The organism is Flagellimonas sp. 2504JD4-2, from assembly GCF_053642935.1.
Genome location: NZ_JBSIOV010000001.1, coordinates 1 through 16566 on the forward strand (window position 1 = coordinate 1; position 16566 = coordinate 16566).

General features: G+C 42.0%; 14 protein-coding genes. 8 read left to right on the forward strand and 6 right to left on the reverse strand.

Annotated features, from left to right (window positions below; all coding sequences use genetic code 11):
• Positions 1-343 precede the first annotated feature (343 nt).
• On the reverse strand, positions 344-3493 hold the full coding sequence (locus ACULLH_RS00005) for a hybrid sensor histidine kinase/response regulator transcription factor (RefSeq protein WP_454086663.1): 3150 nt from the start codon (positions 3491-3493) through the stop codon (positions 344-346).
• Between the two features lie 223 nt (positions 3494-3716).
• On the opposite strand from ACULLH_RS00005, the gene ACULLH_RS00010 reads away from it, so the two are divergent.
• Both ACULLH_RS00010 and ACULLH_RS00015 read left to right on the forward strand, forming a co-directional pair.
• Positions 3717-4232: a hypothetical protein gene (locus tag ACULLH_RS00010; protein ID WP_454086664.1), complete on the forward strand. Its 516-nt coding sequence runs from the start codon at positions 3717-3719 to the stop codon at positions 4230-4232.
• A 344-nt stretch (positions 4233-4576) separates the two neighbouring features.
• Positions 4577-6019, forward strand: a complete 1443-nt coding sequence (locus ACULLH_RS00015) for a hypothetical protein (protein ID WP_454086665.1) — start codon at positions 4577-4579, stop codon at positions 6017-6019.
• Between the two features lie 31 nt (positions 6020-6050).
• Here ACULLH_RS00015 and ACULLH_RS00020 read toward each other — a convergent pair whose 3' ends face one another.
• The 4 genes from ACULLH_RS00020 to ACULLH_RS00035 form a co-directional block, all read right to left on the reverse strand.
• Positions 6051-8246, reverse strand: coding sequence for a molybdopterin cofactor-binding domain-containing protein (locus ACULLH_RS00020; protein WP_454086666.1), 2196 nt, complete (start codon positions 8244-8246; stop codon positions 6051-6053).
• Positions 8243-9739 (reverse strand): CRTAC1 family protein, encoded by a 1497-nt coding sequence (locus ACULLH_RS00025; RefSeq protein WP_454086667.1) that lies wholly within the window; start codon positions 9737-9739, stop codon positions 8243-8245. Before ACULLH_RS00025 ends, ACULLH_RS00020 begins: the two co-directional genes overlap by 4 nt.
• A 58-nt stretch (positions 9740-9797) precedes the next feature.
• Complete coding sequence (locus tag ACULLH_RS00030) at positions 9798-10559, reverse strand: hypothetical protein (protein ID WP_454086668.1); 762 nt, start codon at positions 10557-10559, stop codon at positions 9798-9800.
• Between the two features lie 241 nt (positions 10560-10800).
• Positions 10801-11556 (reverse strand): LytTR family DNA-binding domain-containing protein, encoded by a 756-nt coding sequence (locus ACULLH_RS00035; protein ID WP_454086669.1) that lies wholly within the window; start codon positions 11554-11556, stop codon positions 10801-10803.
• Between the two features lie 106 nt (positions 11557-11662).
• Here ACULLH_RS00035 and ACULLH_RS00040 point away from each other — a divergent pair, with 106 nt between their 5' ends.
• Genes ACULLH_RS00040 through ACULLH_RS00055 form a run of 4 tightly spaced genes read left to right on the forward strand, consistent with a single transcriptional unit; the run spans position 11663 to position 14086 of the window.
• On the forward strand, positions 11663-12502 hold the full coding sequence (locus tag ACULLH_RS00040) for a methylated-DNA--[protein]-cysteine S-methyltransferase (protein ID WP_454086670.1): 840 nt from the start codon (positions 11663-11665) through the stop codon (positions 12500-12502).
• The gene (locus ACULLH_RS00045) at positions 12503-13216 is read left to right on the forward strand and encodes a 2OG-Fe(II) oxygenase (protein ID WP_454086671.1); all 714 of its coding nucleotides are present in this window, start codon (positions 12503-12505) and stop codon (positions 13214-13216) included. It begins immediately after the preceding gene.
• Positions 13203-13475 (forward strand): Ada metal-binding domain-containing protein, encoded by a 273-nt coding sequence (locus ACULLH_RS00050; RefSeq protein ID WP_454086672.1) that lies wholly within the window; start codon positions 13203-13205, stop codon positions 13473-13475. Before ACULLH_RS00045 ends, ACULLH_RS00050 begins: the two co-directional genes overlap by 14 nt.
• 11 nt (positions 13476-13486) lie before the next feature.
• Positions 13487-14086, forward strand: a complete 600-nt coding sequence (locus ACULLH_RS00055; RefSeq protein WP_454086673.1) for a GNAT family N-acetyltransferase — start codon at positions 13487-13489, stop codon at positions 14084-14086.
• 13 nt (positions 14087-14099) lie between these two features.
• On the opposite strand, the gene ACULLH_RS00060 is transcribed toward ACULLH_RS00055, so the two are convergent.
• Positions 14100-15236, reverse strand: a complete 1137-nt coding sequence (locus ACULLH_RS00060; protein WP_454086674.1) for a glycerate kinase — start codon at positions 15234-15236, stop codon at positions 14100-14102.
• A gap of 94 nt (positions 15237-15330) precedes the next feature.
• On the opposite strand from ACULLH_RS00060, the gene ACULLH_RS00065 reads away from it, so the two are divergent.
• Together ACULLH_RS00065 and ACULLH_RS00070 are read left to right on the forward strand one after the other, a co-directional pair.
• Positions 15331-16032, forward strand: a complete 702-nt coding sequence (locus tag ACULLH_RS00065; RefSeq protein ID WP_454086675.1) for an SIMPL domain-containing protein — start codon at positions 15331-15333, stop codon at positions 16030-16032.
• A gap of 38 nt (positions 16033-16070) precedes the next feature.
• Positions 16071-16565, forward strand: coding sequence for a DUF6265 family protein (locus tag ACULLH_RS00070; protein WP_454086676.1), 495 nt, complete (start codon positions 16071-16073; stop codon positions 16563-16565).
• The last annotated feature ends 1 nt before the right edge of the window (position 16566 follow it).

The window sequence follows — 16566 nt, forward strand, 5'->3', positions numbered from 1 at the left end:
ATGCGATTTCCAAGAAGTAATTGTAAATTTCTTTTTCCCGAGTATTCAACTCATAAGTGGAGATTCTGAAAAAGTCTGATAAAAATCTCTTTATCATTTAATGTGAAAGAAATGTTTTACAACTTGTTTATAAGGATGTAAAATACATCTTTATGCGCTTAAATTGGAATGAAACCGATGTATTTGATAACCGTTTTTTGAACCGATGTTCCGTAAAGGCGCTTGGCAGTCCGAACCTCGATTGGAAACATTACTCCAGCGCATATTCTTTTTCCACTATCAAGGCTTTGCTTTGTCCCATATGGTATAAAAGTGCCTTTTTTTTACAGTAATACGCATCCCATCACTCCCCATGACTATATGCTGATGGCGTTTTGCCAAACAGCTCTTTAAATCTTTTGGTAAAATAGGAAAGGTTATTAAATCCCACTTGATAGGCAATTTCCGATATGTTTCCCGCCTTGTTTTCCAACAATTGGGCAGCTCTTTTAAGTCGAAAATCCCGAATAAAATCCTGAGGGGATTGGTTCACCAAGGCTCGCATCTTTCTGAACAGTTGCGTACGGCTCATGGCCGTTTCCTTCGCCAGATCTTCCACGCCAAAAGCGGAGTCGTCCAAACGTTTTTCAAGAATCCGGGTTAGTTTCTCCAGAAAGCGCTCATCCACCGAGCTAATGTTCAGGGTTTTTGGTTCCAAGGTAAGTTTGCGACTGTATTTTTCCCGCAATCGCTGGCGTTGGTCAATAAGATTTTTTACACGTGCGACCAGTTCTTTCTTGTCAAACGGTTTTATAATATAATCATCCGCTCCCGTCTCAATTCCCTCTACTTTTGAGGCTTGCGAAGCCAGTGCCGTGAGCAGGATTACTGGAATATGGCTTGTTTTTTCATCCTCTTTCAATTTTTTGCAAAGGGAAAGTCCATCCATATCGGGCATCATCACATCACTGATAATCAAATCTGGGACAACCTTCTGGGCCTTATCAAAACCCGCAACCCCATTTATGGCTTCTTCAATATTGTAGCTATCGTTCAGGTTTTTTACCACATAGGATCTAACATCGTCATTGTCCTCAACAACAAGGAGCAGCGGAAGGTCTTTTTTGATGGTGCCTTCCACCTTTTGGGCTTCGATAGCTTTGGATGGAAAGTCATTCTTTATAATTTCCCGCTGTGCGGAATCTAACATCGCCATTTCCTTCGCCTCGAATTGCTCTTTTGAAATGGGGAGTTTCAAGGTAAAAGCAGTACCCTTTGCTTCTTCGCTTTCTACATTGATATTTCCATGATGCAATTCGGTCAATTCCTTGACCAAGGCCAATCCGATCCCCGTTCCTGTTTTTGCATCAGTTTGGGATGCTTCAGCCTGATAAAAGCGATCAAAAATCTTATCCAAATCAGAACTTGCAATTCCCTTTCCAGTATCCCGCACTATAATTTTTACATGCTCTCCATCGGTTTTATTTCCGCTTGCCAAGGTGGCATCAAAATGAACTTTACCATTTTTGGGGGTGAACTTGAAGGCATTGGCCAGTAGGTTATTCAAGATTTTTTCCAGGGCATCCCCGTCAAACCAAGCCTTGCCAATTTGGTCCGAGACGTTTACACGGAATGCAATGTTTTCATAGTCAGCCCAAGAGCTGAAGGAGCCGGTTACCACCTTTAAAAAGCTATTTAGGTCATCTTCCTTTACTTGTAAAGGCAGCGCGCCAGCTTCCAATTTTGACAAATCCAGCAATTGGTTCACCAGCCCTAATAGTTTCTCGCTGTTCCTTTTCATAAGAGCATAGCTTTCCTGGTGTTCCTTATTTTCTGTGTTGGAGGACACCAAGTCTTTCAGGGGACCCAAGATCAGCGTCAAAGGGGTCCGGAATTCATGGGAAACATTGGCAAAAAAACGGGATCGAAGGTTCACAAATTCACGTTGTTTCTTGTTTACCATTTCTTTGGCCCGAAGTTTCACTAGATAATTTCTAACAAGAAGTATAGAAATGATAAGGACCGAGGCTATCCCCGCCAGCAATAGATTTCTTTGGGTCCTATTGCGCTGTAACAATGCCTCCTGCGCGGCAACCTCCGCCTGTTTTAACTCCTGGTTTTTGGTCAACAATGCTATTTGCTGGTCTTTCTTCGCAGTTTCATATTGTATTTCCCTGGCCACCAAGTTTTTGTTGGCCTCATCATCAAAAATGCTGTCCTTCAGCAGATGATATTCTTCCAAATAGGCCAGGGCGCGGGTTTGTTTGCCTATATTTTTGTTCAGTTGATACAGGGCATATGACAGCTTGCTTTTGAGCTCTTTGGAATCTGTGCGTCGTGATACCTCCCAACCCTCTTCCAAGCTTTGCTTTGCTTTGTTATATTGATTTTGATTGGTTTGAATGCTTCCCAATTCATATAAAGAAGTGGCTATGTTGAAATTGTCGAGCTCGATGGATTTTTTCAAGGAAATGCTTTTGTTCAGGAAGTCAATTCCCTTTGGTGCATTTTCCTTACCATACAAAACCCCTAAGCTGTGGTAATTCAAGCTCAACAAATCCCTAAAATTGCTTTCTTGCGCTAGTTTAAGACTCTTGTCAAAATAGTACAGCGCGGAATCCCGCTGTCCGTATTTGTCCATTACCACTCCCAAGCTATGGTTGTTCGAGGCCGTTAGTCTGGCATCTCCTACCTCTTCACTATTGTGTAAAGAAGCGCGATAATATTTGAGGGCGCTTTTATAGTTTTCCATGTTTTCATAGACCCCGGCGATATTTTCAAAACAGCTCGCCAATAAATACCGGTCTTCCTGCTGTTCAAAAACAGCAAGTGATGCAAAAAAGTCCTTTAAGGCCAGATCATAGTTGCTATAGTTCCACTGAATGGTGCCCAAGTTGAAGTTGACCTTCGCAACGGACAATTGATCTCCGGCCTGTTCAAAGAATGGAATTGAGGCAGTGAGGTTTTTATAGGCTTGCTGGTTATCCCCCTTATACAAATAAACTGCCCCTATGTTCAGATACCCATCTGCTATGCCGAGCGTATCGTTGATCTCATTTCGATAGGCAAAGTCCTTTTGGTAATAGGAAATAGCTTTGTCATATTCGGAAATGGACGAATGCAATAACCCCAGATTGTAATTGATATCATGCACTCCATCCAAATCCCCGAGTTTTTGGAACAGTTTCTGGCCATTTTCATAGTAGAACACGCTGCTATCCATTACCCCGGTGTAAAGAAAATAGGTCCCCTTAATCTTATCCGCAGAGGCCATCCCATAATCATAGGAAAGGTCTGATGATAGGTCGAAAGCTCTTTTCGCGTATAGATAAGAGGTGTCCAGGTTGACCCCTCGGTAGGTATTGGCCAGGTTCAGCAAGAGCTTAACTGAAGCGGTATCTTTTTCCTGCCTATTTTCCAACAAGCGAACGAGACTATCTACTTGAGTTCTGAGCTGGGCACTTGTACCCCAACAAAAGAAGCAGACAAAGCCAAAAAGAACAAGCTTTCTCATAGGGGTTTGCATTGGTTACTGGCACTTCTACTAAGATAACAGTAATATCCGTCATATTTCAGCAATTAACACTGATTTCATTGGGAACGAGGCAGATAGTCGCAACCTAAGTATTAAAAATTGGAACATGGGTAGCAAAGGAAAATAACATCTTCAGGTACTTTTAATCCTATCAAATTTTAGCAAACGAATAATTTTTCAATAACCCATAAAATCCAATGATATGAAACGTATAAACTATTCTCCAATGATCCAGAAACACCGATTCTTTTATTTCCTACTATCCATTTTATGGATTGGTTTTTTCTTTGTATCCTGCAGTGAGGACGAAGGGCCAGACTGTTCCCTACAGGGCACCAATTTTTCAGTTTCTGATATTTCCGGGAACTGGACGGCCACCCAAGCCAGTTTTTTTAATGTATCCACGGAACCTATTCAGGTGGTGGATGTTGTTGCCGAAGGCGGAACAGTAACGCTGTCCATTCAATCCAACGGTAGATTTACCCTCAACATTTCAGAAGCTGATGGATCTACCTCCCGTTCTTCCGGGGAGCTGTGTTTTGATGAGGATATTCTAGTAGTTCGCTTTGATGGGGATGCTGCGGATGACTACGAATTCTATGGAATACAGTTCAACGGGTCAAACAATCTTTCTTTGAGTGGACCTGCGGAATTTGACTTTAACGATGATGGTACTCCTGATCAGGCGGAGGTGGACTTAGTTTTGGTTAGAAGTTGAACCGATACTAAATCCCTTCTCCTAAAGAACAATCCGCCATTGGTTATATGGTAAAATTGACCGAGCGCACAACCAAGTTGTGAGCTTGGTCTTTTTGGTTTGAAGCCCACTCCTACTTCACATAATGGTAAAATTTCAGCTAAGGTGTCATTTTTAAAAACTCTTATCTTTATAACAAACCAACCAATCCAATCCGATGAAAAACAGAAAATCATCCTTCTGGGGTGTTTACTTGTATTCCCACTTCTATTTTCTAACTCATCCAACGCTCTTTAAGCCAGCCACGGAATATCTTGGTAGGTCGATTGCCATTAAATAATTATTCCCCAATCATATTACACGAGATGTATCCAAGTCCTCCAAAAGCATTGAATCGTTTAACCTTTAAAAACCTTGTCAAATTTATTGGTCCGGGTGCGATTATAGCTTCTGTTACCATTGGAAGTGGGGAGCTGGTATGGGCATCCCGTAGCGGTGCCATTTTTGGCACTTCTCTGATGTGGGCCTTTCTTGCTGCCGGAATTTTCAAAGGATTGCAGGTATATTCCTCTACTCGATATATTACCCTAACAGGAGTGCACCCAATTGCCGCTTGGAACAAAACACGGTTGCTGCAATGGTGGTTTCCCATCTTGTTCGTGGCCATCCCCACTATTTTTACCATGCCCATTTTGTTTTCGGGAATCTCAGAGACCATTGGTTACTATTCGTTGCGTCTTTTGGGTATCGAAGAAACCCAAGGTTTTATTGGTTCTTGGGAACAGTTTGAATTTTTCGGAAACGTTGCTGCCACAGTTATTTTGGGTTCTTGCTTTTTACTGAGCATCTCCACTGGATTAAAATTGTTGGAAAAGATATCCATTGCCGTGTTGGCCATTTTAATTACCTGTCTTTTAATATCGGCCATACTTCTCCAACCCGATCTTATTGCTATTCTAAAAGGATTGATTCCGGGGCAAGTACCTGAGTTTGAACCTTGGATCACCGAAAAATATGGGGATACCATTGCCAGTCGAAGCAAATGGGCAGAAATGGCCCTTTATCTCACCGCGGTTGGTGGAGGTACTTATGATTATTTAGGATATGTGGGCCTGATACGGGATAAGAAATGGGGACTAGCTGGAAGAAAGGAAGCAACAAAACAGCAGCTTGAAGATTCAATTTCCAAAGATCCTGCCCAGGTGAAAAACGCAAAAAAATGGCTTAGGGCCCCTATGATGGATACAACTTCATCTTTCTTTTTTGTGACCCTTGTGACACTTTTGTTCGTAATCATGGGGGCATCCGTGCTGTATCCCGCCCATGAGATTCCTTCAGGCAATGACCTTTTGCACAGACAGGAGGGTTTTCTTTCACTCGTGCACCCTTATCTCACATGGATATATCGATTTGGGGTATTCTTTGCCTTTATTGGCACTCTTTATGGCGCTTTTGAAATCTATCGACACAGTATCCTGGAAGTGGTAAGGGCCATAAATCCCAAATTGGTGCTTGGGAATAAATCGAAGCTCTGGAGGAAGGTTACGAATGGTTATTGTCTCGGTTTTGCACTTTTGTTGATATGGCTTCCCCAATTTTTAAGCGGCAACATTGTTGATAGAATGGTTCTAGGTGCGGTGGTTGGCGGAGCCTTGACCTGCGGATTATGGTGTTTTGCCATGCTTTTTATTGATAAGATACATTTGCCTAAAGCCCTAAGAATGGGAAAATGGTTAAAGGCTGGAGTGTTTTTGGCAGGCTTAATACTTACTTATCTGGGGGTACTTTCTCTGGTTGATTATTTTTAGTAACCAAAAGAATTGATAAAATCGTCCCGGTTTAAGTATTAAAATTCCTTACAATGGGCAACTTTCGGATACGTTGACCGGTGGCAGCAAAAATGGCATTAGTCAGTGCCGGTATTGCTGGCGGCAATGGTGGTTCTCCCAGACCTCTTGGGGGAAGGTCATTTTTGATAAATTCAATATGCATTTCGGGGGCTTCATTCATTCGCATCCACCGATAATCATGAAAATTGGATTGTTCCACAGCACCATCCTTGATGGTGATTTCTCCATAAAGTGCGGAACAGAGTCCCTCCAATATTGCTCCTTCCACTTGCGCTTTGGCTCCAGACGGGTTCACAACAATCCCGCAATCCACAACAACATCCACCTCTAGAATTTTCACTTCATTGTTTTCCAAAACCTCAACCGTTACCACTTCAGCAATAAAAGACCCAGACATCTTTCGCGCAGCAAAACCTCTACCTTGACCTTTGGGCAGCGGAGTATCCCAGTTGCAGTTCGCTCTGACCTTTTCAATCACCTTAATAAATCGTGCATTATCAAATTCATATTCTCCAACTACCGGCACCATTCGAGCTGGGCCAATAAACTTTAAAAAGTAATCTATGGGGTCCATATTGTTCTTATGTGCCAATTCATCCAGAAAACTTTGTATAGGAAATGCATTTGCCCCGGGGGAGACGGCCCGCCATTGCCCCAATGGAACATCACTTAAGACATGGCCGTATTCAAAGCGCAAATTTGGCACAAAGCCCGCTGGAAACTCATATTCATCTATCTCGGTTCCCGCTGGTCTTCCTTCGCGACCCAAGCAAGTCTTTCTTGAAGCATTGGCCAAGATATGTTGCCATCCCGTAACCATCCCCTCACTATCAAGTGTGGCCGCCAATTTTTGAACACTTGCAGGGCGATACCAATCATGTTTCATATCTTCTTCCCTTGTCCAGGTCAATTTGACCGGCTTGCCTATTTCTTTGGACAAAATTGCTGCATCCATGGCGTAATCCACATAATATCGTCGCCCAAAGGCACCTCCAATTCTCGGCATGTGAATTTTTATCTGATCAGGTTGAAGTCCAAAGAGTTTGTTAAGACCTTGTTGCAAAGCTTCCGGATTTTGCGTTGGTGCCCAGACTTCGCATACATCTTCCCCGAAATCCACCGTGCAGTTCATGGGTTCCATGGTTGCATGTGCCAAAAAAGGTACCTCGTAGATAGCTTCCGTATAAGAGCTCGCTTGTCGCTTTGCTAAATCCAAATTACCATCTTCCCTTTCTACCGAAGTATTATTTAACCCCGCATGGAAACGTTCGAATATGCCTTTGGTGTTTTCTTTTCTTGACCCAGAATTGTCCCAAGTCACTTTTAATTTTTCCGCCCCTTTAAAAGCGGCCCAAGTAGAATTTGCTACTACAGCGACCCCGTTGACAAAGTTTGGACTGTTGGAACCTAGAAGTCTTCCACCATATTTTTTATTATCCAGTTCTAGTACATCGATAACCCCATTCACCGCTTTCGCTTCTGTTGCATCAAAATCGGCAACACCTCCTTCAAAAACAGGATTCTTTCGAACCGTTGCATAGAGCATTCCGGGTAGTCTGATATCAATGCCGTATTCCATGTTCCCAGTGACAATTTTATCCAAATCAACTTGGGGAATTGCCTGACCAACAATATCGAATGCATCACTTGGTTTGAATTCAACCTCATCCGGCAATGCTATTTGGGAAGCTTCACTCACCAACTCGCCAAAAGCGATTGATTTTCCTGATGCCTGATGCACCACCTCGCCATTTTTACTGATCAATTCTGCTGCCGGTACTCCTAGCTTTTGGGATGCAACAGCGGTAAGTGCGTATCTCACCTTTGCACCAGCAGTGCGCATCAAATCCCAATTCAAGATAATGGCATAACTTCCACCCGCCCATTGCTCTTCATATATTTCATTGAAATCGCCTTGCACCACCTTTACTTTTTTCCAATCGGCACCCAATTCTTCGGCCAGAATCATGGGCAAGGATGTCTTGACACCTTGACCTATTTCCGGATTCTTTGCAATAAGGGTTACCCATCCATCCGTATCAATGGTCACAAGAGGTAAAAACTCAAAATTCTCCGCAGGTGCTTTTTCAGTCTTACAGGAGTGAAAATGCACGCCAACCACAAGAGCTCCGCTTGCAGTTGCGGTTAGTTTGATAAAATTCCTTCTTCCAAGTGTGTTTTTCATTCTTCTACCTTTTTTATTTGCTTCCCCTCGATTACTTGATATATATGATTACCGTCAAGATCGCTTGCTTCTTGTTCAATACCGCTAGGCCATAGGAATTCGACCTTGGCAATTTTTAAGTTTGATAGACCAAAATGGACTTCCGCGGCATTTTCGCTCCCATAGCCTGTTTCTCGAATGAGATATCTCGTTTGAACATTGCCGTCAGAGGTGGTAAGTTTAACCCAACTTCCCAATCCGTGGCTATTGGATTCTACCCCTTTCAATTGAAAGACCACCCAATTGTTGGTGTTGGTTTGATTGCTGTAGTAGTCGTCAGGTTCGGCTTCTCCACCCCAATTGCACACATATAGATCAAGAAATCCGTCCCTGTTTACATCTCCAGAAGCAGTTCCAGCGGATATGTGCGCTTCAATTGCAGGAAGTGTGTTATAAACCCATTTGAAGTCATGCTTGGAATCACCAGCAAAAAGAAAATTTTGAATTTCGGGATATCCCTCCGTTCCATTCGCAACGTAGAGGTCTAGTTCGCCATCATTATTGAAATCACCCCAGGTCTGACCTTTAGAGGGCCTTCTTACCTCATACGTAATTCCATTATCGGTTATTTTTTTGAAAACCCCAGAACCTGAGTTCTGATACAAGACATTCTCATCGGAGCGAGCTACATTGGTTACGTAGATGTCCAAATCCATATCAAAATCATAGTCCACAAAAGAAACGCCGTAAGAAGCATTCAACTCCTCTACCAAAAGACCTTCGTTCTGTTCTGTAAATGTCCCTTGAGAAGAACCCCAATACAGATAATTTCTGTATTTACCGGTAACCTTCCCATTGTTTTTGACCACAAAATTCGCTACATAAAGGTCTGGAAATCCATCGCCGTTCAAGTCGCCCCAGGTACATGCCCTTCCATCCCCTCTGTTGCCCATCCAAGGCCCGGAATCAGCTTTTTTGAACATTCCCTTTCCATTATTTACGTAGAGATTATCCTCTTCCCCATCCCGATTCACCACAAAAACATCCATATCCCCATCCAAATCATAATCGCACCAACATGCTCCTGGCGAATTGGTCAAATCAGCAGTTAACTCTCCCGCCTCAGCAATAGCAAAGTCACCTGTTCCATTATTCAAATAAAGTAGATTCGGCACCCCAAATTGGGTGGTAAAAAAGAGATCTAAATCTCTGTCGTTGTCCACATCAACGGTATGCACGGATTCGCTCCATGCCTGTGTTTTATTTTTAGCAATGGGAACTCTTCTGAATTTCTTCCCTTCATTAAAGAATATGGTATTCCCCAGCAATAAGGTCGAGTCAACCTGATTGGCCACAACAATATCGAGCAGTCCATTCCCGTCCAGATCTGCAATGGATACTCCTCTTGAACCTTGTGGAGGACCTTCCAAGTCCAAGTTTTTAAACAAAAAATCCTGAGCTGTCAGTTCTGGAAGGCTTAATAACCATAAAAGAAAAATTGTCAACCTTATCACCCGTTTATTTTTTTCGAGGCCAACAGCCAAATATGGGTATTGGCAGTGTTTCTGTTACTCAATACCCTACATTTTTAGCAGGTGGGATAAATAATTCAGGATCGGGGACTTGATTATCGCCCGTTAATGAAATCATTTCATAGGTTACTGCCCCATTTCCTGTTACGGCCCAGTCGGGAACGCTAAGGTTTCCGAATTTTTTCATAGGCCCGAATGTATATTTGTACTGAGTCGTGGCCCAAACCAATGGTTCATTTTTAGTATTAAGGACGATATAGCCATGGTATTGATTGTCTCGACCATAAAATTCTATTCTCCTAGCTCCTGGAAATTCTTCTTCTCCAAATTTTACCTCATAATTAGAATCACCATTTGCCACTGCTCTCGCAATTCGATAGATATTATACGGAGCTCTTTCCATCGCATTATTCAATGCCTCTAAGCTTGCATAGCTAAATTCTCCATTTATTATGTTCCAATATTTGTGCTCTGGACTGTAAGCTCTAATCCTGGAGTATGTTTCATTTTTCATGGTTACCCAAGACCTAGGACCAGTTAAATCCAAAATTTCATTTTCGAGATATGAATCTCTATCCCAAAAATACCATCGATGCACAAAATGAACACTTTTAAGCTGTGACCATATTCTTTTACCCCCCATTGTATTGACCATAGATTCTAAATGCTTAACTGCTATTGAATCACCACGAATACTTTTGTTGTTGCTTTGGGAAAAAACATCATTTATAAAAAAAAGAGAGATCAGCACTAGTGTGTAGCAACAAATTGTGGGTTTTGATTTATTTAATTTAGATTCCATTTTCTAAAAATTTGCTTGTTTTCAAGGTGTTGTACTTAATACCAACAAAGATGTATCCACAGATAGAATTAATTCCTTCTTTTCAAATTTATCGTCAAGGCATACGAGGGCATCTTATTTTCCGTTTTTTGATTTTGAATGAAGAATTTGATTGGATTTTTCCAACATCTAAACTTACCCAATACGCTAGAAGAAAAGTGGGTTTTGCAGTAAATCGCCCTGTTTTTGTCAGCGAATGGACTTAATACGTTCTGTTCTTAAAAAAGTGGGTGATGTCCTTGACAAAACTTTTGCTCACACGTCGTTTTGTGCCGTCCTTCATAATGACCTCCAAGGTACTTCCGGCTCCTCTGGCAAGTTCAGCTACATAATCCACATTGATTATCGTGGACCGATGAATTTTTTTGAAGGTTTCCTTTGGAAGAACATCGTAAAATGATTTTAGCGGCTTACGCATCAAAAAGACCCCTTCCGTTGTGAACAATTTAGTATAGTAATTTTCTGCCGCCAACCAATGGATCTGTGATGGTTTACAAAAGTGTTTTTTTCCACCCCTGGTCAATTCAAAAAGTACTGGAGATGCAGTTTTTTCGTTTTTTGTCCACCAAAGTTTATCAATTACAAACCACAGGATTCCAAAATCAATCAAGGTCCAGAACACAAAAAAGTACCGATAAACTCCATATCTAGAACCAGGCAAATCTAGGTACGGGCTTATGGTTGAACTCAAACTAAAAAACCAGCCAAAGTGGATGGCTATCCACAGGAATCCTATCCCAACAACCAAGGCTCTGCCATATGTTAGCCTCTTTACTTTTTCAATAGCTTTTTTGAACACCAAAAACATAAGACCCCATGGCAACCAAATCAATAGTTGCCAAAGCAATACGTGTGCAAGGGTAACCTGATCCCGGGTAGCATATTCCCGCCAATAGATCAAGATTCCCAAAACAACAGCAATTGTGACTAAAACTGCCAAAAAGTTCTTGGTCTTCATAGTATTTTAGTAGTGCAATGGGTTTTTCTTACCGTTGTCAAGATAGCAAGAATCGGGTTTTGAACGAAGGTCATTGGCAATACTTTTGGAAAACAAATTAGAAGTTATGGAGAGTCAAGAAAACATCAACTACAATCGAATCGCAAAAGCCATTGCCCATATTAATGCCAATTTTAGGGAGCAACCCTCTTTGGATGAAATCGCTGAAAAAGTGCATCTAAGTCCTTTTCATTTTCAGCGTATGTTCAAGGAATGGGCGGGTATTACCCCTAAAAAATTCTTGCAATACACTAGTGTGCAACATGCAAAAAAGGTTTTAAGCGAGGAAAATGCCACACTTTTCGACGCAGCCATGGATACAGGGTTATCGGGAACAAGCCGATTGCACGACCTCTTTATTTCAATAGAGGGAATGACCCCGGGAGAATTCAAAAATGATGGCGAAAACCTAAACATCAACTATAGCTATGCCCATAGTCCTTTTGGACTTGTGGTTATTGCTTCAACCACCAAAGGAGTATGCCATATCTCGTTTACCGAAGATGAGGAAAAAGGACTTTACGAGCTAAAAAGTCAATTTCCAAAGGCAACGTATCATCAAAGAGTAGATCAAATTCAGGCCAATGCACTTTTGGTTTTTAGTAAGGATTGGAGTCAGGTATCCGATATCAAGCTTCACCTAAAGGGAACCGATTTCCAATTAAAAGTTTGGGAATCCTTGCTCAAAATCCCAAAGGGAAACCTCACCACATATGGAAAAATTGCCAAAATGGTGGAAAAACCAAAGGCATCAAGAGCGGTAGGAACGGCCGTCGGCAGTAATCCAATCGCGTACCTGATACCATGTCATAGGGTAATTCAGTCATCTGGAGGGTTTGGAGGTTATCGCTGGGACAGTGTGCGCAAAACTGCAATTATCGGATGGGAAGCCGCTCAAGTCCAATAAATGAAAAGTCTGGAAAGAAACTTGGAGGGAATCTCCTGGGAAAGTGTTCAACAGGAATTGTATGAACAAGGGTATTCCGTTATTGAAAATGTGTTGGATGACCAACATTGTATTGCGCTCATTGAAGTGTTTGAAAACGGCCCATTGTATCGAAAGGAAGTCGATATGGAACGGTTTCGATTTGGGAAAGGAAGGTACAAATACTTCAAATATCCTTTGCCAGATTTAATCGAACGGATCAGGGAATACACTTATCCAAAATTGGTGCCCGTTGCCAATCAATGGATGAATGATCTGAAAATGGGAATCTCTTTTCCATCCCAATTAGCCGAGCTTCACACAACTTGTGCCAATAACGGACAGCTGTTGGCAACACCCCTCATATTGCAGTACAGGGAAGGAGGGTTCAATACCTTACATCAGGATTTGTATGGCGAGGTCTATTTTCCGATGCAGGCAGTGCTTTTCTTAAATGAAAAAGATGTCGATTACACTGGTGGTGAATTTGTTCTCACGCAACAAATCCCCAGGGCCCAATCCCAAGCCATAGTGCTCCGTCCAAAAAAAGGTGCAATGTTATTGTTTACTACCAATTTTAGACCCGTTCAAGGTAAAAAAGGCCATTATAGAGTAGCCATGAAGCACGGGGTAAGTAAAGTACATTCCGGTGAACGCTACACCTTGGGTATCATTTTTCACGATGCTCCAGCATAGTATGATTTCGCATCAAGAGTTGACCCCTTCCGAACTTTTCCGGGCATTGAAGCATCAAAAAATACGATGGGCGGGCAATAAGAACCTAAAAATATATGGATCATTGCGCTGTAAATCTGGAAAACGCATGAAGAAGTCCAGCAGGGTATTCTTTGGTTCAGAATCGGAAGCACTCAAGGAAGGTTATCGCCCGTGTGGGCATTGTCTCCGAACAAAGTTTACAACTTGGAAGAACAATAAGATTATATTTGGAGACTAAAATCAACGCGTATGCAAACTTGGCTGAACCCAATTGTGTTGGAAGGAAACTTGGTTAAACTTGTTCCCTTGGAAATGTCCCATATTCCCGCTTTGCTCGAAGCTGCTTCGGATGGCAAGCTGTGGGAGTTGTGGTATACCTCCGTTCCTTCGGCGGATACCGTGGAGCATTATGTGCAGACAGTTTTAGATGAGCAGAAAGCCGATTTGGCCCTTCCTTTTGCCATTGTTGAAAAAGCAACCGGCGATATCGTGGGATCTACAAGATATCTGAATGCAGACTCCCGAAACAAACGTGTCGAGATTGGTGCCACTTGGTATGCCAAACGCACCCAACGGACTGGAATCAACACGGAGTGTAAACACCTTTTGCTAACCCATGCTTTTGAAACATTGAACACCATTGCGGTGGAGTTTAGAACCCACTTTCATAACCATCTTTCTAGAAATGCAATCTTGCGACTGGGAGCCAAGCAAGAGGGAATTATCCGGAATCACCGAATTGATCACAATGGACTTGTAAGGGATACCGTAATTTTTTCCATTTTGGACAACGAATGGCCCGCGGTTAAAAAGTCGTTGGAGTTTAAAATGCAAAAGTCTTATTCGTAGGGTTTTCGAACGGTCACTTTTGCACCTGATTTAGAAGCATGGCAAAGTTGTAGCTAGCCTGTTCCAAATTTTCAGCACTTTTTCTTTTTGCATCCTCCAAAGTTCCTATTCCATTTAAAATGGAAGTGACATAATGCAATCCCATCGTCTTCAACTCCTCCATGGATACCGCCACCGAGCCGCAGAGGGCAGCTACGGGAATGTTCTTTGCTTTTGCGGATTGCATCACCCCATCAATGGTTTTTCCCGAGAGTGTCTGGCCATCCAATTGCCCCTCACCGGTGACGATCCAATCTGCACCATCAATGGCATTGTCAAAATCTGCAATTTCCTTGATTAAATCTATTCCCGAAATCAAATCAGCATCCAAAAATACTTTTGTGCCTGCACCCATTCCCCCAGCGGCTCCTGCACCAGTAATTTGCTGTACATCCATTCCAAATTGCTGTTGAACTACCTTGGCAAAATTCTGGAGGCCACTATCCAAAAAAACAACTTCTTGGGGAGAAGCTCCTTTTTGGGGTGCATAGACATAGGCCGCTCCGTCTTTTCCATACAAAGGATTGTTTACGTCACAGGCCACCTTGATTTTAATGTTTTTAAGCTCAGGAAGTACGTTTGATACATCGATCTTCGACACTTTTACAAGGTTTTCCCCTATTGGAGCAAGTGGGTTTCCTTCTCCATCCAAGAATTGATATCCCAAAGCAGAGGCCACACCCATTCCAGCATCATTTGTAGCGCTTCCTCCAATTCCCAAAACCACCTCTTTGGCCCCCTGTTGAACCGCATGGGCAATCAGTTGCCCCATCCCATAAGATGTGGTTCGCAAGCAATTCAGCTCCTCCTTCTCCAACAGTTTGTATCCTGAGGCTTCGGACATTTCAACAAAAGCGACATTTTTTTCTTTTGAAAAGAGATAACTCGATGCAATATCCCTAAAAAGAGGGTCTTTCACCGATACGTTGATCTTGGATGCGTTTAAATAGTGTTTGACCACTTCCATTGTTCCATCGCCACCATCCGCTAAAGGCATGTGAACGACTTCAGCATTCGGGAACACTCTTCTTATCCCTTTTTCCGCAATCCCACAAAACTGCTGTCCGGTTAATGAGCCTTTATATTTATCTGGAGCTAGGACAAACTTCATGTTTCTAAAAGTAAGATTTCTTTTTAACGTATTTTAAAATGGTATGTGTTTTGCTTGCAGTCTCAAAGTATTTAATTTTAATAAAAATTTAATCATGAAAAAAATAGTATCCATTTTAATATTCTTCAGCTTTGTTGTGGCTACTTCTGCGCAAACCAAAAACTTTTTGGATATCCCCTATCTGGAAACCTCGGCCAGAGTGGACACCTTGGTGGTTCCTGATAAAATCTACCTAAATATCACCATTCAAGAAAAGGATTCGAAGGGGAGAAAATCCGTTGAAGAACAGGAAAACAAAATGGCGCAAAGTCTACGTGCGTTGGGAATAGATCTGGAAAAGCAATTGGTCATCAAAGACCTGAGCAGCAACTTTAAAAAGTACTTTTTGAGGCAAAAAGATGTGTTGAAAAGCAAACAATATTCCCTTTTGGTCTATTCTGGAAAAAAGGCAGGTGAGGTAATGGTCGCTCTTGAAAAATTGGATATCGCCAATACGTATCTCGAAAAAACGGAGTATTCCAAAATGGATGAGCTTGAACTGGAACTAAAATCCAGGGCGGTCAAAAAAGCCAAGAAAAAAGCGGAAGCTCTCACAACTCCATTGGGTCAAAAAGTTGGCGCCGCTATTCATATTTTGGATAATTCGTATCATCAACCACAATGGAGACCAAGAAATAGCAAAATTTCACTTTATGCTGAAACTGCTGCCCGACAGGAAGCCGAACCCTTAGATATCGATTTTGAGAAAATCAAAGTGGAGACTTCGGTCAATATAAAATTTGAATTGTCCAAATAGGGAGTCTTTCTTCGTCTTTGTAGTAAAGATGACAACTTATGAGACTTTTAATTTGCTTTTTACTATTCGGTTTTGGCTTTAGTTATGCCCAAAACACACTTCAATTAGAGGAAAATCAGCAAGCTCCTAACGCCACTCTGGATGATGTCGCATGGATAACCGGACACTGGAAGGGAAAAGCTCTGGGAGGTATTGTGGAAGAAATTTGGAGTCCGCCCTTAGGGGAATCCATGATGTTTTCATTCAGATTGGTCAATGATGGCAAGGTTTCTTTCTATGAAGTGGGGCATATAAGACAAATAGATTCAACACTGATATTGCAGCTCAAACATTTTCATGGAGATTTAAGGGGATGGGAAACCAAGGATGAGACCGTTGACTTTAAACTTGTGAAGATGGAAAAAGATAAAGTGTTCTTTGAGGGCTTGACTATGGAAAAAACGAGTGAAGATAGTATGCGCGTGTTCGTGGTTGTCGAACAGGACAAGAATGTGCAGGAATTGGTATTCAATTACGAACGATACCAACAGTAAA